The organism is Tardiphaga sp. 813_E8_N1_3 (assembly GCF_051811025.1).
GTDB lineage: Bacteria > Pseudomonadota > Alphaproteobacteria > Rhizobiales > Xanthobacteraceae > Tardiphaga.
The window spans coordinates 5171966-5192262 of the sequence record NZ_JBPWQE010000001.1; the positions used below are offsets into that span (position 1 = coordinate 5171966).

The 20297-nt window shown below is 61.7% G+C and carries 15 protein-coding genes; 11 read left to right on the forward strand and 4 right to left on the reverse strand.

From position 1 onward, the window contains the following. Positions 1–17: 17 nt before the first annotated feature. A complete protein-coding gene (locus tag AB8A33_RS24505) occupies positions 18–1580 on the forward strand; it encodes an adenylate/guanylate cyclase domain-containing protein (RefSeq protein WP_439095127.1) in 1563 nt (520 codons plus the stop codon). Positions 1581–1707: 127 nt separating this feature from the next. Continuing rightward, positions 1708–2622: a 3'-5' exonuclease gene (locus AB8A33_RS24510; protein ID WP_315840353.1), complete on the forward strand. Its 915-nt coding sequence runs from the start codon at positions 1708–1710 to the stop codon at positions 2620–2622. 59 nt (positions 2623–2681) lie between these two features. Here the strand turns inward: AB8A33_RS24510 and AB8A33_RS24515 are convergent, their stop codons facing one another. Then, complete coding sequence (locus tag AB8A33_RS24515) at positions 2682–3671, reverse strand: Bug family tripartite tricarboxylate transporter substrate binding protein (RefSeq protein ID WP_315840352.1); 990 nt, start codon at positions 3669–3671, stop codon at positions 2682–2684. 224 nt (positions 3672–3895) lie between these two features. Between AB8A33_RS24515 and AB8A33_RS24520 the strand changes: the two genes are divergently transcribed. Then, positions 3896–4954 carry a ketopantoate reductase family protein gene (locus tag AB8A33_RS24520; RefSeq protein ID WP_439095129.1) on the forward strand — a complete coding sequence of 353 codons (1059 nt, stop codon included), beginning with the start codon at positions 3896–3898 and terminating at the stop codon, positions 4952–4954. An 80-nt stretch (positions 4955–5034) separates the two neighbouring features. Here the strand turns inward: AB8A33_RS24520 and greA are convergent, their stop codons facing one another. Next, positions 5035–5517: a transcription elongation factor GreA gene (gene greA, locus AB8A33_RS24525; protein WP_439095131.1), complete on the reverse strand. Its 483-nt coding sequence runs from the start codon at positions 5515–5517 to the stop codon at positions 5035–5037. A 340-nt stretch (positions 5518–5857) separates the two neighbouring features. On the opposite strand from greA, the gene AB8A33_RS24530 reads away from it, so the two are divergent. Continuing rightward, positions 5858–7726, forward strand: coding sequence for a dihydroxy-acid dehydratase domain-containing protein (locus AB8A33_RS24530; RefSeq protein ID WP_439095132.1), 1869 nt, complete (start codon positions 5858–5860; stop codon positions 7724–7726). A gap of 159 nt (positions 7727–7885) precedes the next feature. Here the strand turns inward: AB8A33_RS24530 and AB8A33_RS24535 are convergent, their stop codons facing one another. Then, a complete protein-coding gene (locus tag AB8A33_RS24535) occupies positions 7886–8242 on the reverse strand; it encodes a hypothetical protein (protein WP_439095134.1) in 357 nt (118 codons plus the stop codon). Between the two features lie 454 nt (positions 8243–8696). Between AB8A33_RS24535 and AB8A33_RS24540 the strand changes: the two genes are divergently transcribed. The 7 genes from AB8A33_RS24540 (at position 8697) to AB8A33_RS24570 (ending at position 19572) form a co-directional block, all read left to right on the forward strand. Further along, on the forward strand, positions 8697–9407 hold the full coding sequence (locus AB8A33_RS24540) for an outer membrane protein (protein ID WP_439095136.1): 711 nt from the start codon (positions 8697–8699) through the stop codon (positions 9405–9407). A 188-nt stretch (positions 9408–9595) separates the two neighbouring features. Next, the gene (locus tag AB8A33_RS24545; RefSeq protein WP_439095138.1) at positions 9596–11740 is read left to right on the forward strand and encodes a methyl-accepting chemotaxis protein; all 2145 of its coding nucleotides are present in this window, start codon (positions 9596–9598) and stop codon (positions 11738–11740) included. Between the two features lie 119 nt (positions 11741–11859). Next, positions 11860–12912, forward strand: a complete 1053-nt coding sequence (gene bioB / locus AB8A33_RS24550) for a biotin synthase BioB (RefSeq protein WP_439095140.1) — start codon at positions 11860–11862, stop codon at positions 12910–12912. Positions 12913–12999: 87 nt separating this feature from the next. After that, a complete protein-coding gene (locus tag AB8A33_RS24555) occupies positions 13000–14064 on the forward strand; it encodes an MBL fold metallo-hydrolase (RefSeq protein ID WP_439095142.1) in 1065 nt (354 codons plus the stop codon). 162 nt (positions 14065–14226) lie between these two features. Beyond that, the gene (gene hemA / locus AB8A33_RS24560) at positions 14227–15456 is read left to right on the forward strand and encodes a 5-aminolevulinate synthase (RefSeq protein WP_089266846.1); all 1230 of its coding nucleotides are present in this window, start codon (positions 14227–14229) and stop codon (positions 15454–15456) included. 154 nt (positions 15457–15610) lie between these two features. After that, a complete protein-coding gene (locus AB8A33_RS24565) occupies positions 15611–15940 on the forward strand; it encodes a GlpM family protein (RefSeq protein ID WP_068732644.1) in 330 nt (109 codons plus the stop codon). A gap of 113 nt (positions 15941–16053) precedes the next feature. After that, positions 16054–19572 carry a hybrid sensor histidine kinase/response regulator gene (locus AB8A33_RS24570; protein WP_439095144.1) on the forward strand — a complete coding sequence of 1173 codons (3519 nt, stop codon included), beginning with the start codon at positions 16054–16056 and terminating at the stop codon, positions 19570–19572. Positions 19573–19577: 5 nt separating this feature from the next. On the opposite strand, the gene AB8A33_RS24575 is transcribed toward AB8A33_RS24570, so the two are convergent. After that, positions 19578–20255, reverse strand: coding sequence for a response regulator (locus tag AB8A33_RS24575; protein WP_439095145.1), 678 nt, complete (start codon positions 20253–20255; stop codon positions 19578–19580). Positions 20256–20297: the final 42 nt, after the last annotated feature.

Below are 20297 nucleotides of genomic sequence, written 5' to 3' on the forward strand. Positions count from 1 at the left end.
ATCCAGGAACAATCTTCATGGATCAGCCTCATGTCACCCGCCGACGCTCGCGCGTATTTACGCCCGGCCTCGCCGTTGCCGCGCTGCTGCTTCTGCTGCCTGTAGCGGTATGGCTCGACCTGACCAATCTGGTTGACGCCGCCTTGCGCCGGCAGGCCAATGACCTGAACTCCGTGATCACCAGCGTGCGTGGTTATTACGCAAGCAATGTGGTCGGGCGCGTACTGGCCCATCAGGGCACGACGCAGGTGGTTCACAATTATGAAAGCGTACCGGGCGCGATCCCGATTCCGGCGACGCTGTCCCTCGAACTCGGCCGCGTCATCGGCGCACAGCAGGAGAATATCAACTACCGCTTCGTGTCAGATTATCCGTTCCAGAACCGCGCGCCGCACCAGCTCGACGATTTCGAAAAGACCGCGCTGCGCAGCCTGCGTGACAATTCCGAGCAGAAGATCATCGACACCAAGGCGTCGCTGTTCAGCGACACGGTCCGCATCGTCGCGCCGGTGCTGATGGGCCCGGCCTGCGTCAGTTGCCACAACAGCCATGCGGAAAGCCCGAAGAAGGACTGGAAGGTCGGCGACGTGCGCGGCATCCAGGAAGTCATCATTACCCAGCCGATTGCGGCCAATCTGTTCTCGTTCAAGTTCCTGCTGGCCTATTTCGCGCTGGCAGCCGTCAGCGGCGTCTCGTTCCTGACACTGCAACGCCGTCAGTCGCGGCGCATCGCTGGGATGAACCAGGAACTGGAAGCCAATAACGATTTCCTCGCCACGCTCTCCATGAAGATCTCCCGCTATATCTCGCCACAGGTCTACAAGAGCATTTTCAGCGGCCAGAAGGACGTCACCATCCATACCGAGCGCAAGAAGCTGACGATCTTCTTCTCCGACATCCAGAATTTCACGGCCACGACTGAGCGGCTGCAGCCGGAGCTGATCACGCATCTGCTCAACGAATATTTCACCGAGATGTCGGCGATCGCACACGAGCACGGCGGCACCATCGACAAGTTCATCGGCGATGCGATGCTGATCTTCTTCGGCGACCCCGAGACCAAGGGCGACCGTCAGGATGCGCAGGACTGCCTGCGCATGGCGTGGCGGATGCAGCGCCGCCTGACCGAACTGAACGCGAAGTGGCGCACCGAAGGCATCGAGGAGCCGTTCAAGGCCCGCATCGGCATCAATTCCGGCTATTGCAATGTCGGCAATTTCGGCAGCAGCGACCGCATGGACTATACGATCATCGGCGCCGAGGCGAACCTCGCAGCGCGGCTGCAGTCGATCGCGGAACCCGGCGGCATCGCCATCAGCTATGAGACCTTCGCGCTGGTGAGCGACATCATCACCTCGCATCCGCTGCCGCCGATTACCATGAAGGGCATCAGCCGCGAGGTCGTGCCCTATGCGGTGGACAGCATCATCGACGACAAGCCGGTGCAAACCGATATCGTCGTTGAACGCATGCCGGGGCTGGATTTCTATCTCGACCCGTCGGCCGTGCGGCCCGGCGACACCGAACGCCTGCGCTCGGTGCTGAACGAGGCGCTCGCCTCGCTGGAGCGCAAGGTATAATCGGCGCAAAATCAACGCCCCAGCGCCACACAGCTGTGTCTATCGCCGGCAGGCAGGTTGCCCCGATTCAGCGAACACCATAGTCATGGCTGAACGACGCTGCGCCTGAAGAACTGCCCGGAATCAGATGCTCCAAGACGATCTTAGCCTGCAGGACGATCCCGGCCTTGCCGCCATGGCGGACACGCTCGCCAGATCCACCGACTATCGCGTCCTCCGCCGGCTGATCCCGCGCACCGAATTCGCGCCGGCCAATGGCCAGCCGACCCGATCCGGAATCCTCCTCGACGTCGAGACCACCGGTCTCGATCAGGTGCGCGACGAAGTCATCGAGCTTGCGATGGTCAAGTTCGACTATCTGCCGGATGGCAACATCACGCGCGTCGCGGATGTCTTCACCGCGTTCAACGAGCCGTCGCGGCCGATCCCGCCGGAGATCACCGAGCTGACTGGCATCACGGACGAGACCGTTGCGGGACACCGCATCGATCCCGATGCCGTCGCCGCTTTCGCCGACGACGCCGTCATCGTCATTGCGCATAATGCGGGTTTCGATCGCAAGTTTTCAGAGCGCTATTGGCCGGTGTTCCAGCACAAGGCCTGGGGCTGTTCGGCGACTGAAGTCGACTGGCGCAAACACGGCTTCGACGGCTCGCGCCTCGGCTATCTGCTCGCCGGCGCAGGCTTCTTTCACCAGGCCCATCGGGCGATCGACGACTGTCATGCGCTGCTCGAGATTCTTGCATTCGAATTGCCCGATCTCGGTGCGCCGGCACTTGCGGTTCTTCTGGAACGCGCCCGGAAGAAAACGATGCGGGTCTGGGCAGAGCAGTCGCCCTTCGATCTCAAGGACGAGCTGAAGCGGCGCGGCTATCGCTGGAGCGACGGCTCCGATGGCCGGCCGAAGTCCTGGTATATCGATGTCGAAGAAAGCAAGGAAGCGAGCGAAATCGAATTCCTGCGCAAGACAATTTACATGCGCGATGTCGAGCCGCGCGTGCAGGCGCTCAACGCGCTGAGCCGGTTTTCGGTACGAGCGTAATACAGCGCGCAGCGACGCTATGTTCACCTCTCCCCACCGGGGAGAGGCGAACAGGAATACTACACCGGCTGCAGGCCGAGCGCCTGTGCTGCCTCGATCCAGACCGGCAGCTCCTTCTGATACAGCGCATTGGTCTCCTTGAAGCCAAGCGCCGGCTCAAGCACGAAGGTCTTCAGCACTTCCTTCACTTTGGGATCGCTGTTGGCGGCGACGTAAAGCTGCGATAGCCGATCGACGATCGGCTGCGGCGTCGCCTTGGGTACGGCCCAGCCCGTGAAGCCACTCACCGTGAAGAACTTCGACGTCGCCCCCTGTTCAGGCAGCGTCTTCACGTTGGGGATGGCGTCGACCTTCTTCGAATGCACGGCGAAGACGACACCACGATCGCCTTGCAGCACGGTCTGCGCAGCGGTGTAGCTGCCCATCGCAAAATCGATCGAGCCTTCGGCCAATCCCGTCCACATCGGCGCTTCGCCACGATAATGAATCGGCTCGATCTTGAGACCGTACTGCTTGTTGAGTTCGTTGATCGTCATGTGCGGGGCCGAGCCAACGCTATAGGTGCCGAAGTTCACCTTGTCGTTCTTGCGCGCGAAGGCGACGAAGTCTTCCAGCGTCTTGACGCCGGATTTCGGACTGGCGACCAGCGGCAATCCGGCACCGGGAATAACGCTGACCAGCGTCAGGTCTTTGTCCATGTCGTAGCCGGGCGTCTTCAGCATCACCCGGTTCATCACATAGGTGGTCGAGATGGAGCAGAGAATCGTGTGGCCGTCTGGCTCGGCGCGCGCAACTTCCGCTGTGCCAATGGCGCCGGACGCGCCGGCCTTGTTTTCGATGACGACAGTCTGCCCGACCTGTTTGGAAATATATTCACCGAAGGCGCGCGCGAGCAGATCGGTCTGGCCGCCGGCTGGATAACTGCAGATCATGCGGATCTGCCGTGATGGCCACGCCGCTTGTGCGGACGCGCCGCGCGCGACGAACGGCATGGCGGCGGCGGCTGACCCGGCAGCAATGAAGTGACGACGATTGATGATCGCAGACATGTTTCCCTCCCTTGTTTTTTGTGACGGTACCTGATCGCTCCCTCATTCGCCACGACGATAGGCGGGACAGATTGGCGCATTGGAAAAGCAAATCGCTTCCAGCTCTGCACGTATCGACTCACGCCATCTGGATCGAAACGCAGCGGTGCAGTAGTGTCCGCGCAACTAAAAATGCCGGACCGTTCGGATCTGGCGCGCACACATCACTTGAGGAACGAAACACCATGGCGCGGAATATTCTGATTCTCGGAGCTTCATACGGCTCGCTGCTGGCAACGAAGCTCCTGATGGCGGGTCATAACGTGACCCTCGTGTGCCGGAAGAAGACCGCTGAACTCATCAATCGCGATGGTACTGAAGTGCGCATCAAACTGCGCGACGAACCAAACCACCGCGCCATCTTCTCACGCGACCTGCCAGGCAAACTGGATGCGACCTCACCGGATCAGGTCGACCTGTCGCGCTACGATCTGGTCGGTCTTGCGATGCAGGAACCGCAATATACCAACCACACGATCCGCGTCCTGATGATCAAGATCGCCGCGGCGAAGCTTCCATGCCTGTCGATCATGAACATGCCGCCACTGCCCTATCTCAAGCGCATTCCGGGGCTGGCCGACATGAAGCTCGAAGAGGCCTATACCAATGCCCAGGTGTGGGAGCGCTTCGAGCCCGGCCTGGTCACGCTGTGCTCGCCCGATCCGCAGGCCTTCCGGCCGCCGGAAGAAGCCGCGAATGTCCTTCACGTCGGCCTGCCCACGAATTTCAAGGCATCGGCCTTTGCCGATCCGGCTCACAACAAGCTGCTGCGCGAACTCGAAGCGGACATCGACGCCGTGAAGCTCGATGGCCAGGACGTGCCGGTGAAGCTGAAAGTATTCGACTCGCTGTTCGTGCCACTGGCGAAGTGGTCGATGCTGTTGACCGGCAACTATCGCTGCATCACGCCCGAGGAGCCGCAGTCGATCCGCGAGGCGGTTCACGGCGATCTCAAGGTGTCGCAGTCGATTTACGAGCATGTCGATGCCGTTGCACGGCGTCTCGGCGCCGATCCCGAGGATCAGGTCCCCTTCGCCAAATACGCCAAGGCAGCGGAGAGCCTGCTCAAGCCGTCATCGGCGGCACGCGCCGTGGCGGCTGGTGCGCCTTTCATCGAGCGGGTCGATCTTCTGGTGAAACTGATCTCGCATCAGCTCGGAATGACCAATGCAAATATCGACCGCACGGTCGAAGTCGTCGATCAGAAGCTCAATGAGCGGCTGGAGTCCAGCGCGGGAATCTGACGCGCTGGTGTGACGGCGCTGCGAGACTATCGGCTTCGCGACTGATGTCAGACGCGAAGCCACCGCCGCGACGGGATCCTCTATTTGATCGATATGATCTCGAGCTCCTGGGCGCCCGCACCGACGACATCACCGACGGCCTTGCCCATCAGCGATTTCGCCACCGGCGAGACGAAGGAAATCGAGCCGGCCTTGGGATCCGCCTCGTCCTCGCCCACGATCCGATAGGTCTGCACGCGTCCGTCGTTGCGGGAGAAGGTCACCGTGCTGCCAAAGGCCACGGTGTCGGTCGATGTCGGGGCTGGAACGAGCTGGGCCGTGCGAACGCGGGCCGCGAAATAGCGCATGTCCCGCAGCGGGATCGCCGCCTGACGCCGTCGCTCGTTCACGTCGTCGATCGCGCTCGCCGCGTCATGGGCCTCGCGCGCCTGCTGGAGCTGCGTCTCCAGCGCCTGCAAACCTGCCTCGGTCACGAGGTTCGGATGAGGCGAGATCGGGCGGTCGGGCAGCAGGGTTTCCGCAGCCGTTTCGGCACTTTCTTCCTTGGTGAAGGCAACGCTCAATCTCGAACTCCGTATCGACGCGATCCGCTGTGACGGCGCAGGAAGCGATTACCCCATTGGTTTGTCAAAACCATGCAGAAATAGCCTGATTGCGTAAATGGCACCCGGAATTTTGCTGCTTTGCGGCACCGGGCGGCGACAAGGCAGCCTTGTTCCAGCAGAGGGGCAATCCGATTGTGTTTGCGATCTTCGGGGGTTATGCACTGGCTAGACCGATCCTAAATTGGATCGTGGACGGACCCTGCCCTGACCGCAGGGTCTGACATGCGCCCATGCCGAGCGCCGGCAGCGGTGCATTCAAGCCTCGCAGATCAAGAACGCCGTCAGGAAGGAATTCGTCGTGTCCAAGTCGCCCGTCGTCACCATCGACAACCATCCCGGCCGCTCCGCGCAGACCATTGGCATGGCGCGTGTGCTCGGCACGGACGAGACGCTCATTCATGAGCCGTCGGTGGGCGTGGTAGGCACCAAGGGCGACAGCCAGTGCTATATGGGCGTGATGTCCAAGGTCGACGCGATCCATGAGAGCCTGAAGAAGCGGATCGGTCGCGGCAACGGTCAGCTCCCCTATCGCCTCGTGCAGCCGGAATACACCATTGCGACCTCGGACGGCATCCGCAACGGCACCCGCGAGATGCGCTATTCGCTGATCGGCCGCGAAGTCACCAACGACTCCATGAGCGAGCATCTGAGCGCCACCGGCCTGCTCGGCACCATTGCCGTGGTCGCCTGCGACAAGCCGCCAGTCGGCACGCTGGCCGCGCTGCTCGAACACAACGAGCCGTCGATCATCATGTCGGACGGTTCGATCCATCCCGGCACCGATCCGAACAATGGCGAGAAGCTGGACATCGTCAGCGCCTATCAGGTCGCCGGCAGTCCGGACCCCGAATATCGCCACCACATCGCCTGCCATGCATGCCCCGGTATCGGCAGCTGCGGCGGCATCTTCACCTACAACACCATGCAGACCTTCATCGGCGTGGTCGGCATGCAACCACTGCACATGGTGGCGCCGCCATCTGACGATCCGCGCCGCCTGAAGGAATTCCCGGAGCAGCTCGTCAGCTATCTCGCCAACATGATCGCCAAGGGCATCAAGCCGCGCGACATCGTGAGTCGTGACTCCATCCGCAACGCGGTGATCGTGTCGATGGCGATCGGCGGTTCGACGAACGTGACGCTGCATGCGCCGGAAATCGCGCGCGCCGCAGGCTTCGCCGACTTCTGGAAGGAAGTCATGACGCCGGCAGAGTTCAACTATCTGTCGCAATATCTCGTGCCGGTGCTCACCGACGCGCGCCCCTATGGCAAGTATTCGATGGTGGACATCGACAATGTCGGCGGCGTGCAGGTGATCGTGCGCGAGCTGATGGAAGCCGGCCTTATCAATGGCGACGTGCTGACCTGCACCGGCGAGACGCTGGCCGAGCAGATCAAGCGCCTCGAGACCAAGCCAGCCGACGGCAAGGTCGTCTACACCGTTGCCAAGCCCTACAAGCCGACCGGCGGGTTGCGCGTGCTCGGCGGCAACCTGTCGCCGGAATTCTCCGCCATTCTCAAGCTCGCCGGTGTCGAGGGCGGCCTCGAGGACAATCTGTTCCGCGGCACTGCGCGCGTGTTCGAAGGCGAGCGCGGCCTGATCGCAGCGCTCGACAAGCATCCGGAGAAATTTGCGAACCACGACATGGTGATCGTGCGTTACGACGGCCCGGTCGGCGCGCCCGGCATGCCGGAGATGCTTGACCCGACCTCGCGCATCACCACGCTGTGCCGCGAACGCAATATCGTCGTCGGCCTGATGACCGATGCGCGCTTCTCCGGCGGCTCAGTGGGTCTGGTGATCGGCCATGTCGGACCGGAAGCAGCACTGGGCGGCGCCATCGCGCTGATCGAGGATGGCGACGAGATCATCGCGGATCTCAACGTCAACGAGTTGAACTGCACGCAGCTCAAGGATCCCGCGGTCTTCAAGCAGCGCAAGGCGGCATGGGACAAGGTGGTCGCGGACAATGGCGGCATTCATCCGAGCTGCGGCGAGGCCGATACGCGCCTCTTGCATCGCGCCCGCACCAGCGCCGTGCCCGCGACCCGCGGCGCCGGCCTGCATCCCAATCGCGAGGTCTGGGTGCGCAACCAGCGCGAAGCCACGCGCTCGGGCTTCGTGCCGAAAAATACGCATCGGCCGGACTCCAACAAGGCTTTCTAGACCTGCGGACGGACAGTCAGGGCCGGGTTTGCTGCAAAGCTCCCGGCCCGAGCCATTTCCCTTCATCTTCCATCAGCTCTTCCCAAAGCGGCTGAAGCATTTTTCTCTATTGACGCAAGATCTTATCCGAAAACCGGCAGCCACTTTTCGGGATCAGCTCTAGCCCTCTCCCGCTTCAAGCATTTTGAGCGCCTCGCGGTTATCGGCGGCGCGCGCATCGTCGATATAAGCGACGAGCAACCGGTTGATGGCGACCGAATCAAGCAGCCTGAATTCGCGGGGCCTGATCCAGCCATCGAAATAGCGGTCGATATAACCGATAGGGCTGTCGCGCTCCTCCACCCAGTTCGGCCCAATCAGGCCTTGGGGGTGCCGTTCCCAGTAGCAGGAAATGAGGTGGCCGCCCTGGGCACCACCTTGGGCAGAGTGGCCAAGGATCCGCTGACCGTCGCGTGGCGCCTCACTAATCGGCCGAAGGAAGTGGCCGTATTCACGTAAAATCCGCTCAACCTGCATGCAACGCGATTCCATTCACGGAGGCGCCGACCGGCACCACGCAAACATCTAACGGGTCGCGCGTTTTTTGTTTCCAATGTCAGATGGGGCGGCGGCGCAATCCACGTTTTCGCACCGTGAGACGGACGTGCCAAACGTGATTCGAGAAGTTGCGGACGACGCAAACGGAGCGCTGTGGTTTAGGTGATCACAATAAATCTATCTGGAGTAAAACCAAACTAGTGCGGGTCAGCGCGAGCGGTACCAGCGTCCTCCAAACCCCTGTAAATTAAGGCCTCTTTCAGCTTTTATTAAGGCGCCGATAAGCATGCCGTTTCGCCAATCCGGATTGTGTCGGGTTGTCGATTGCTGTGGCGAATGGGTGACAGCATTTTACGCAAAAGCTGTCTAAGTCCACGCCATAGACGGAGCGAACGCGCTCTCGCTCTAAAATGGTTTTCTGGAGAAGAAGAAAATGAAGAACTTCCTGATGGGCACCGTTGCCCTGATCGCCCTGGGCGCCTCGGTTCCGGCAATGGCCGCTGACCTGGCTGCTCGTCCCTACACCAAGGCTCCGGCTTACGTTGCAGCCCCGATCTACAACTGGACCGGTTTCTACATCGGCGGTCACGTCGGCGGCGCATTCGGCGGCAACAACGGCTTCGCCGGCGTTGCTTCGAATAACAGCGATGGCGTGTTCATGGGCGGCGTGCAGGGTGGTTACGACTACCAGTTCGCCCCGAACTGGGTGCTCGGTATCGAAGCTAACTACAGCTGGACCGGCAACAGCTCGAACAACGTTGCTCTCGGCGCCTACACCTACAACAGCAACCTGAAGGGCCTCGGCTCGGTCACCGGCCGCATCGGCTACACCTGGGGTCCGGCTCTGCTGTACGTCAAGGGCGGCTACGGCTTCGCCGACCTGAACCAGTCCGCTGTTGGCCCGCTGGCCGTTGGCATCAACACCAGCAAGGACGGTTACACTGTCGGCGCCGGCCTCGAATACATGTTCACCCAGAATTGGTCGGGCAAGGTCGAGTACCAGTACTACGACTTCGGCAAGACCACCTTCACTGCTCCGGCAGCGCTGGTTGCCTTCGGTTCGTCCCGCAACGACGAGCACACCGTCAAGGCTGGCCTGAACTACCGCTTCAACTGGGGTGGCCCGGTCGTCGCGAAGTACTGAGCTTCACGCCTGATTTCAGGCTCATGACTACGGAAAGGCCGGCGGAAACGCCGGCCTTTTTCGTTTTACCCTTTGGTAACCTCGCAAGCCCCGCGACAGCCAAAGGTTGCCGATTTACCCGAATATTAACCCGGTACCGACATACTCTCTGCGTGATCCGCCCCCAGCACGGCGGACGTGGGGGCATCATGGCACTGACGTCATTTATCGGAAAATTTGGACGGTTTCGGTTCTCGCGGCCCCGTTGGGGCATCCGCGGCAGCCTGTTCGCCGCCTTTGCTGTTATTGCGGGCATGGCGATCCTGATCAGTGCCGGCGCCGGCATGATTCTCGGTCAGCTCGGCGGCATGATGACGGAGCTGAACGGCCGGGACATTCCGAAACTGACCGCCAGCCTTCAACTGGCCACCGCCAGCGAGAGCCTAGCCAGCCAGGGCCCGATGCTGCTGGCATCGAGCAGCCCCGATGTTCTGAAGGAACGCTCGCAGCGCATGCGGGATACACACAAGATTGCAGTCGAGAGGCTCGACACCATCGCCAAGCTCGGCGCCGACAAGGCCGTGGTCGCCGCCCTGGCCGAGACCGTTAAGAACATCGAAGACACGATTCGCAGCCTTGGCGCTGCTACCCAGGAACGTCTCGATGCCGTCGCCCAGCATCAGAAGCAATACGACTCCCTGCGCGCCGCCGCGGCGAACTTCGTCAAGATGTCGGAGCCAGCCGCCACCGACGCCCAGAACGTGATGAACGACACGCTGCGGGCAACAGTCTTCTCGGCCGAAGATTCCGGCGAAGCCGCGCGCGTCATCGTGCAGGTTGGCGAAGTCGTCGCCAGCACTAACCTAATCTCTTCCGATCTGATGGCTGCGCTGTCGGCCGGTTCGTCCGAAGCACTCTCTCCGATCGAAGAGAGCTTCAAGGCCGCCCAGACTCGCGTCAAATCGAATCTCGATGCTCTCGTCGGCATCAAGGGCACGAAGGAGCTGAAGGAAGCCGCCTTGCAATTGCTGGCGATCGGCGACGGCAAGAACAGCGTCTTCAAGGTGCGCCAGAAAGAGATGGACACCGTCGAATACGGCGAACTCATCCTCGACGAGACGCGCAAGCTCAATGTCGGCCTCGGTATGAGCGTCAAGCAACTGGTCGACAAGGTGCGCAGCGAAACCGACGCCGCCACGACACAGGCGCAGACGACAATCACGCTGGCGACGCAGGTGATGCTCGGCCTCGGCGCACTGACGCTGATCGGATCGGCATTGTTCGTCTGGCTCTATGTCGGCCGCAGCATTCTGCGCCGCCTCGCGCAATTGCAGCGCGCGATGCAGCGGCTGTCTAGCGGAGATCTCGACACCGAGATCGCCCGCAGCCGCCAGCAGGACGAAATCGCAGCGATGGCGGGCACGCTCGAAGTGTTCCGCGACAGCATGATCAACGCCCGCACGCTCAGCGCGGAGCAGGATCAGGACCGCATTGCCAAGGGCGAACGCACGTCGCGCATCGAAGCCCGCATCGTCGACTTCGAGAGCAAGGTGCGCAACGCTTTGGAGAAGCTGCAGACCTCGGCCGATTCCATGCAATCGACCGCGCAGAGCATGACGGCCACCGCCGATCGCTCCAGCGCGTTGGTCAGCGCCGTCGCATCGGCCGCAGAGGAAACCTCGGTGAACGTCCAGACGGTGTCGGCCGGGACCGAGCAGCTGTCGTCATCGATCAACGAAATTAGCCGACAGGTCGTAACGTCAACCGAAATCGCCGCAAAGGCCGTCAACGAGGCTGGCGAAACCGATGCAACGATGCAGGGCTTGGCCGACAACGCCAATCGTATCAGCGTGGTGATCGATCTGATCCAGACCATCGCGTCGCAGACCAACCTTCTGGCGCTCAACGCAACCATCGAGGCGGCACGCGCGGGCGATGCAGGCCGGGGTTTCGCCGTGGTGGCCTCCGAGGTGAAGAGCCTTGCCGATCAGACCGCAAAAGCCACCGACGAGATTCGCACACAGATCGTGTCGATGCAGCAGGTCACTTCCACAGCCGTCGGGGCGATCCGCAACATCGGGCAGACCATCGCCGAGATCAATCATGTGAGCGCTGCCATCGCCACCGCCGTCGAACAGCAGGGTGCGGCAACACGCGAGATCGCACGCAACATCCAGCACGCCGCCGGCGGCACCAGCGAAGTGTCGAGCAACATCATCGGCGTCAGCGATGCATCGACGCAGGCCGGCACAGCTGCCAACGACGTGCTCGGCGCCTCGGGCGAACTGCGCCGCGAGGCCGACGTTCTTCGCGGTGAAATCGACGAATTCCTGTCGAGCATCCGCGCGGCATAGGAGCGGCGATCCAGCGCATGGCTGCACCCGGCCAGCGTCATTGCTCCAACCCTCAAAATCATGGACTGCTTTCACAGCAGCCATGATCGGTGGCTGCGCAGAATGTAAGGATTGCGTGAATGCCCCCAACACCCTCTGCATGGACCTCGACCGAACTGCGCCACGACTGGCAGCGTCATGAAGCCCAGGCCCTGTATGACTTGCCGTTTGCGGACCTGATTTTCCAGGCGCAGAGCACCCACCGCAGCAATTTCGATCCGAATCACGTCGAGACTGCGAGCCTGCTCAGCATCAAGACCGGCGGCTGCGCGGAAGACTGCGGTTATTGCTCGCAAAGCGCCCACTACAACACTGACGTCAAGGCGACCAAGCTGATGGATCGCGACGCCGTGGTCGCCACGGCGCAGCGCGCCAAGGAAGCCGGCGCGAGCCGCTTCTGCATGGCCGCGGCCTGGCGCAATCCCAAGGACAAGGATCTCGACCGCGTCTGCGACATGGTCAGCGCGGTGAAGGATCTCGGCCTCGAAACCTGCGCGACGCTGGGCATGCTCACGGAAGATCAGGCCAAGCGCCTGCAGGACGCCGGTCTCGACTTCTACAATCACAATGTCGATACCTCGCCGGAATTCTACGGCAAGATCATCACCACGCGGACGATGGAAGATCGCATCGAGACATTGGCGCGGGCGCGCCATGCCGGTCTCAAGGTCTGCTGCGGCGGTATCATCGGCATGGGCGAGCAGGTCGAGGATCGTCTGGGCATGCTGATGCTGCTGGCCAACCTGCCGCATCATCCGGACAGCGTGCCGATCAATATGTGGAACGAAGTGAAGGGCGTGCCGGTCAACGACACCGCCGAGCGCCCCGATCCGATCGCACTCGTCCGCATGATTGCCGTGGCGCGTATCATGATGCCGAAGAGCGTGGTGCGGCTTTCCGCCGGACGGCAATATATGACCGATGAATTGCAGGCACTGTGCTTTGTCGCCGGCGCCAATTCCATCTTCATCGGCGACGTGCTGCTGACCACGAAAAACCCGCAGACGGACCGCGACGCCAACCTGCTGGACCGGCTCGGCATGACCTCGCGGCTCGCCGACGTGAGCGGAAAAAGCACGCCGGCTCTCCCGGTTACCGCTTCAGCACAGGCGGATATGCGCGCCAGCGCATAAACCCATGCCCTGCGCCAGCCGAATTTGTGCTGGCGCAGGGGTCCTTGGCCCGCTAAGCCGGATGAAAAGGACATTGTGACAGAACCGATGCATTCGAAAACAGACGCCAGCACAAAGCCAGCCGATGACCTCCGCTATCCCTGGGAGAACCATCCCGGGACCGATCAGGTGGTCGAAATTGCTCCGGGCGTTCTCTGGATCCGGCTCGACCTGCCGTTTCGCCTCAACCATGTGAACATCTATCTGCTCGCCGACGGCGATGGCTGGGCCATGGTGGATACCGGCATCGGCAATGACGCGACCATCGCTGCATGGACGAAGCTGTTCGAAGGTCCGCTGAAGGGCAAACCGATCAGCAAGGTGATTGTCACCCACGCGCATCCCGATCATGTCGGCCAGGCCGGCTGGATGGTGCAGAGGTTCAACTGCCCGTTCTATATGTCGCAAGTCGAATACCTGCAGGGCGTCTATCACCAGCACCGCCGCACCGAAGAGCGCATCGTCAATATGCGGCAGTTCTTCCATCGCCACGGCATGGATGCAGATATCACCGAGCAATTGCTCGGCCGCGGCCAGGAATATCTCAAGAAGACGGTGCCGCTGCCGGCGGCCTATCGCCGGCTCTCTGATGGCGACGATCTCGTGATCGGCACGCGTACATTCCGCGTGCTCACAGGCGCCGGCCATTCGCCGGATCAGGTGATGCTGTATTGCGAGGCCGACAAACTGTTCCTGTCGGCCGATCAGGTGCTCAGCAAGATCTCGCCCAATGTCAGCGTCTGGGCCCATGAGCCCGACGAGAATTCGCTTGGCTCCTATCTGCATTCACTGAAGCGCCTTGCGGATACGCTACCCGACGATGTGCTCGTCCTCCCCGGTCACGGCGTGCCATTTCACGGCCTCAAGATCCGCATCAAGCAGCTCGCCGACCATCATGAAGAGCGCTGCCAGATGATTGCCGCCGCATGCAAGGATACCGGCAAGACCTCGGCTGAGCTGGTGCCGGTGGTGTTTCACAAGCACAAGCTCGACGCCCACCAGACCGGCTTTGCCGCCGGCGAGTTGATTGCGCACGTCAATCACATGCTGGCACAGAAGCGGCTGACCTCGACAATGGGCACCGATGGCATGCTGCGGTTCAAATCGGCGTAACCTGCAGCGCAGCAAAAATTAGTGAATGACCTCAGGCTCTTGATGCACATCAAAAGCCGCAGGACTTGGTCAAATTGACCAATTGCGCCTCGACAGCCAAGCTGGAAAAGCTCTAAAACGCACCTGACGCAGGGTTCGGGTTCGGTTTTTGGGTCTTTTGCGATGGATTACAGCAAGTTCTTCAGTGACGCGCTCAATCGTTTGCATGACGAGCGCCGCTATCGTGTTTTCGCCGATCTTGAGCGCATTGCCGGTCGGTTCCCACATGCGGTCTGGCACACGCCCCAAGGCCCGCGCAATGTCGTGATCTGGTGCTCCAACGATTATCTCGGCATGGGCCAGCACCCGAAAGTGGTCGGCGCCATGGTCGAGACCGCGACCCGCGTCGGCACCGGCGCCGGCGGCACCCGCAATATCGCAGGCACGCATCATCCCCTCGTCCAGCTCGAGGAAGAACTCGCCGACCTCCACGGCAAGCAGGCGGCCCTGCTGTTCACCTCTGGCTATGTCTCGAACCAGACCGGCATTTCGACGCTTGCCAAGCTGATGCCGAATTGCCTGATCCTGTCCGACGCTCTCAATCATAATTCGATGATCGAAGGCATCCGGCAGGCCGGCTGCGATCGCGTGGTGTTCCGCCATAACGATGTCGCGCATCTCGAGGAACTGCTGAAGGCCGCCGATCCCGCGCGGCCGAAGCTGATCGCCTGCGAGAGCCTTTATTCGATGGACGGCGACGTCGCGCCACTGGCGGCAATCTGCGATCTCGCCGAGCGCTATGGCGCGATGACCTATGTGGATGAAGTCCATGCGGTCGGCATGTATGGTCCACGCGGCGGCGGCATCGCCGAGCGCGACGGCGTGATGCATCGCATCGACGTGCTCGAAGGCACGCTAGCCAAGGCCTATGGCTGCCTCGGCGGCTATATCGCAGCAAACAAGGACATTGTAGACGCCGTGCGCTCCTATGCGCCGGGCTTTATCTTCACCACTGCACTGCCGCCGGCGATCTGCTCGGCCGCGACCGCTGCGATCAAACACCTGAAGAGCTCAAGCTGGGAGCGTGAGCGTCATCAGGATCGCGCCGCGCGGGTCAAGGCGATCCTCACCGCGGCCGGCATTCCGGTGATGTCCACCGACACCCATATCGTGCCGGTGTTCGTCGGCGATGCCGAGCTCTGCAAGAAGGCCTGCGATCTGCTGCTCGAAGATCACGGCATTTACATTCAGCCGATCAACTATCCGACCGTTGCCAAAGGCGCCGAGCGCCTCCGCATCACGCCGTCGCCCTATCACGACGACGTGCTGATCGATCATCTCGCAGAATCGCTGCTGCAGGTGTGGGATGAACTCGGCCTGCCACTGCGCACCAAGGCGCTGGCGGCGGAGTAAAACTGCAAATAGCTAGAATACCGTCATGCCCGGGCTTGTCCCGGGCATCGATCTTTTCGGGTTCGCGTGCAAGAGAAGCTGGAGGGTCGGGTCAAGCCCGGCCATGACGAGTTCTAATTGCATGTATGCCCTTCCGGGGAATCGGAGAACTTTCGTGGACATCATCTGGAAAGGTATTCTCGGCGGGCTGCTCACCGCCCTGATTGCCTGGTTGTCCAAACGGGGCAACACGCTGCCCGGCATTCTGCCGCTGTTTCCGACCTTTGCGATCATTGCGCTCCTCATCGTCGGCGCAAAAGGCGACAGCGCGGGTTTCCGGGAAGCCTGCATGGCCGGCGCGAAGACCATTCCGGCCTATCTCGCTTTTCTCGGCATCTGCTATCTCACGGTCGGCACGTTCGATTACCGCCTCGCTCTGCTGGCCGGCGTGACCGCGTGGCTGTTCATTATCCTGATCGCCTTTTTCGGCCCGCGCTGGATTTAACGACGATCCGGCATTCCCCGGCGTCCGGCCAAATCCCTGTCGCCTGCACCGGCGCAACCGGCTAGATTTTCGCCGGACGGACGGGCTTCTGCCCGCCAAAGGGAGCACGCAGGATGCTGCACGACTGGGGCGTGATTGTTGCCGCCCTCTGCTACATCGGGTTTCTGTTTTGCGTCGCCAGCTATGGCGACCGGATCGCGCTGTTCCAGAGCGGCCGCGCCAAGGCCGTCATCTATCCGCTGTCGCTGGCGATCTATTGCACGTCATGGACCTTCTTCGGCTCGGTCGGCGTGGCGAGCCGGACCAGCGTGGATTTCCTCGCGATCTATGTCGGCCCGATCCTGTTCTTTGCCTTCTTCTCGCCCGTGCTGCGGCGTGTGATCCATCTCGCCAAGACCCAGAACATCACCTCGATCGCCGACTTCATCGCCGCACGCTACGGCAAGAGCCAGGCCGTCGCCGCCACCGTCGCCGTGATCGCCATCATCGGCTCGGTGCCGTACATTGCGCTGCAGCTGAAAGCCGTCGCATCCTCGCTGGAAACGATCCTCGGCGAGGACAAGGCTATTGCCGGCGTTCCCATCGTCGGCGACATGGCACTGGTCGTGACGCTCGCCATGGCGATGTTCGCCGTCCTGTTCGGTACAAGGCAGACCAATGCGACCGAACATCAGCACGGCTTGATGCTCGCCGTGGCTACCGAATCCATCGTCAAGCTGGTGGTGTTCATCATCGCCGGCGCCTTCGTGACATTCTGGATGTTCGGCCCCTCGGAGCTGATCGAGCGCGCGATGAAGACACCAGAGGCGATGCGCGCCATCAACTATGTGCCGTCGTTCGGTAATTTCCTCACGATGGTGCTGCTGTCGTTCTGCGCCATCATGCTGCTACCCCGGCAGTTCCACGTCAGCGTCGTCGAGAATTCCAGCGACTCCGAAGTGAGCCGTGCGCGCTGGCTGTTTCCCACCTATCTGATCGCCATCAACCTGTTCGTCATTCCGATCGCCCTGGCCGGCCTTGTGACCTTTCCGTTCGGCGCCGTCGACAGCGACATGTATGTGCTGGCGTTGCCGATCGAAGCCGGCTCCAGCGCGCTCAGCATGGCGGTGTTCATCGGCGGCTTGTCGGCTGCCACCGCCATGGTGATCGTCGAATGCGTTGCGCTGGCCATCATGGTGTCCAACGATATCGTGTTGCCACTGGTCTTGCGACGCGGACCGCAGACGCAGAATGAGCAGACCGACTTCGGCAACTTCCTGCTCAAGGCGCGGCGCTTCTCGATCTTCGCCATCATGGTGATGGCCTATTTCTATTTCCGCGCGCTCGGCAATACGCAACTGGCCGCCATCGGCCTGCTGTCATTTGCCGCCATCGCGCAACTCGCTCCAGCTTTCTTTGGCGGCTTGATCTGGCGACGCGCGACGGCCCATGGCGCCATGGGCGGCATGGTGGTCGGCTTCATCGTCTGGGCCTATACGCTGTTCATCCCGAGCTTCCTCGAAGGCAGTACCGCGGGCGTCCTGTTCCTGCAGCACGGCCCGTTCGGCATCGAGGCGTTGCGGCCACAGGACCTGCTCGGCACTGAATTGCCACCGCTGCTGCACGGCACGCTCTGGAGCCTGTCGCTCAATATCCTGACCTATATCGTGCTCTCGCTGATGCGAGCGCCGTCGTCGATCGAACGACTGCAGGCCGATGTCTTCGTACCGAACACGCTGGCGCCGATTACACCGGCGTTCCGGCGCTGGCGGACCACAGTCACGGTGCAGGATATCCTCAGCACCGTGACCCAATATCTCGGCCCGGACCGCGCGCGTGAATCCTTCGATGCCTTCGCCACCCGTCGCCGTGTCGATCTCGATCCGGCCGCACCTGCGGATTTCGAATTGCTGCAGCACGCAGAGTATCTCATCGCGTCATCGATTGGCGCAGCCTCGTCCCGCGTGGTGATGTCGCTCCTGCTTCGCAAGCGTACGGTGTCCGCCAAGGCGGCGCTGAAGCTGCTCGACGATTCGCATGCGGCGCTGCATTTCAACCGCGAGATCCTGCAAACAGCGCTCAATCACGTCCGTCAGGGCATCGCCGTCTTTAACCCCGACCTGCAGTTGATCGTCTCCAACCGGCAGTTCGGCGAACTGCTCGGCCTCCCACCGCAGATCGTACAGATCGGCATTCCGCTGCGCGAGATTCTGGAATTCATCGGCATTCAGAGCGCGTCGCCTTACGGCGACAGCGAAACCCTGACGCAGGCGCGGCTGGCGGCCTACACGACTGAGGGCGAGCCTTATCTCGAACGTCTTCAGGACCGCCAGATCGTTATCGAAGTGCGTACCAACAAGATGCCCGATGGCGGGCTCGTGCTCACCTTCTCCGACGTCACGCCCAGCTTCGAGGCAGCAGAAGCGCTGGAGCGCGCCAATGCCACGCTGGAAAAACGTGTCCGCGACCGCACCGAGGAACTGACGCGACTGAATTCCGAACTGGCGCTCGCCAAGAGCACCGCGGAAGACGCCAACATCTCCAAGACCCGCTTTCTGGCCGCCGCCAGCCACGACATTCTCCAGCCGCTTAACGCCGCACGTCTCTATGTCACCAGCCTGGTCGAACGAAAGAGCGGCGGTGAGGATGCGCGGCTGGTCGAGAATATCGACGACTCGCTGGAGGCCATCGAGGAAATCCTCGGCGCGCTGCTCGACATCTCGCGCCTCGATGCGGGCGCCATGAGTCCCGCGATATCGAGTTTCCGCATCGGCGACCTGATGCGCTCACTCGAGATCGAATATGCACCGATTGCGCACGCCCGCGGCGTCAAGCTCACATTCGTGCCGTGCTCACTGCCCGTCGAATCCGATCGCCTGATGCTGCGGCGTCTTCTACAGAACCTGATCTCGAACGCGATCAAATACACGCCGCATGGCCGCGTGCTGGTCGGCTGCCGGCGCCGCGGCAAGGCCTTGCAGATCGGCATCTACGACACCGGCGTCGGCATCCCGATTCTCAAGCGCGGCGAGATCTTCAAGGAATTTCACCGGCTCGAACAGGGCGCGCGGATCGCGCGTGGCCTCGGGCTCGGTCTGTCGATCGTCAAACGTCTCGCCCATGTGCTCAATCACGGCATCGCGCTGGATTCCAATCGCAGCGGCGGCTCGTTCTTCTCAGTGACGGTGCCGGTGGCCAAGGCGATCAATCACACCACCGCGGTCACCAGCGCGACGCCACTGTCGAAGTCACCTATGTCGGGCACGCTCGTTGTCTGTATCGAGAACGACATGGCGATTCTCGATGGCATGAAGACGCTGCTGCAGGCCTGGGGAGCCGAGGTCGTCGCAGTCCCTGATCCGGAAGCCGCGATGAATGCGATTGCCGAAATCCAGGCCTCAGGCCGACGCCTTACGGGCCTGCTGGTCGACTACCATCTCGACCGCGGCAACGGCGTCGCCGCTATCCGGGAAATCCGTACCCGCTTCGGCAAGGAAATTCCGGCCATCCTGATCACCGCCGACCGCAGCCCGCACGTGCAGTCCGCCGCGCGGCAAGACAAGATCGCCGTGCTGAACAAGCCGGTCAAACCGGCGTCGCTGCGCGCACTGCTCGGGCAATGGCGCACGCAGCAGATGATCGCGGCGGAATAGTCCGATTATTGCGGCGTCTGTTCGCCCTGGCGCCACTGGCCGCCGGCGATCTTTGCCGCAGCGATCACGGCCTGGGTGCGGCTCTCGACGCCAAGCTTCTGCAGGATCGCCGAAACATGCGCCTTGATGGTCGCTTCTGACACGCCGAGCTCATAGGCGATCTGCTTGTTGAGCAGACCCTGCGACAGCATCATCAGCACGCGGACCTGCTGCGGCGTCAGCGTCACCAGCCGATCACGCAGTTTGCTCATTTCCGGATCGGCCGCTGCGGACATGTCGACGTCCGGTGGAACCCAGACGTCGCCATCCATCACGCGCACGATGGCATCGCGCAGCGTATCGACGCCGAAGCGCTTTGGAATGAAGCCTGACGCGCCAAAGTCCAGCGATTGGCGGATCGTACCGACGTCATCGCTAGCGGAGACGATGACCACCGGAATCGCGGGATACTGTGCTCGGAGGTAAATCAGTCCCGAGAATCCGCTGATCCCGGGCATCGACAGATCGAGCAGGATCAGATCGACGTCGGAATCCTGTTCCAGCAGTTTGGTCAGATCCTCGAACGTACCGGCTTCATCAACCGTGGTCGTCGGCAGCACGGTGCTGACCGCCTGCCGCAATGCACCGCGGAACAACGGATGATCATCGGCAATAATGAGGCGCGAGGGAGCGATAACGGTCATCAAAATCCATGCAAAAATCTTGCGGCAAACCAGCAACCGCGT

Bases quoted from the DNA above. Each gene is read 5' to 3' on its own strand.
- AB8A33_RS24535 (WP_439095134.1), bottom strand. From the start codon at position 8,242: ATGCAGGTTGAGCGGATTTTACGTGAATACGGCCACTTCCTTCGGCCG.
- AB8A33_RS24510 (WP_315840353.1), top strand. From the start codon at position 1,708: ATGCTCCAAGACGATCTTAGCCTGCAGGACGATCCCGGCCTTGCCGCC.
- AB8A33_RS24540 (WP_439095136.1), top strand. From the start codon at position 8,697: ATGAAGAACTTCCTGATGGGCACCGTTGCCCTGATCGCCCTGGGCGCC.
- AB8A33_RS24570 (WP_439095144.1), top strand. From the start codon at position 16,054: ATGCTGCACGACTGGGGCGTGATTGTTGCCGCCCTCTGCTACATCGGG.
- AB8A33_RS24545 (WP_439095138.1), top strand. From the start codon at position 9,596: ATGGCACTGACGTCATTTATCGGAAAATTTGGACGGTTTCGGTTCTCG.
- AB8A33_RS24555 (WP_439095142.1), top strand. From the start codon at position 13,000: ATGCATTCGAAAACAGACGCCAGCACAAAGCCAGCCGATGACCTCCGC.
- hemA (WP_089266846.1), top strand. From the start codon at position 14,227: ATGGATTACAGCAAGTTCTTCAGTGACGCGCTCAATCGTTTGCATGAC.
- AB8A33_RS24520 (WP_439095129.1), top strand. From the start codon at position 3,896: ATGGCGCGGAATATTCTGATTCTCGGAGCTTCATACGGCTCGCTGCTG.
- AB8A33_RS24575 (WP_439095145.1), bottom strand. From the start codon at position 20,255: ATGACCGTTATCGCTCCCTCGCGCCTCATTATTGCCGATGATCATCCG.
- bioB (WP_439095140.1), top strand. From the start codon at position 11,860: ATGCCCCCAACACCCTCTGCATGGACCTCGACCGAACTGCGCCACGAC.
- AB8A33_RS24515 (WP_315840352.1), bottom strand. From the start codon at position 3,671: ATGTCTGCGATCATCAATCGTCGTCACTTCATTGCTGCCGGGTCAGCC.
- AB8A33_RS24505 (WP_439095127.1), top strand. From the start codon at position 18: ATGGATCAGCCTCATGTCACCCGCCGACGCTCGCGCGTATTTACGCCC.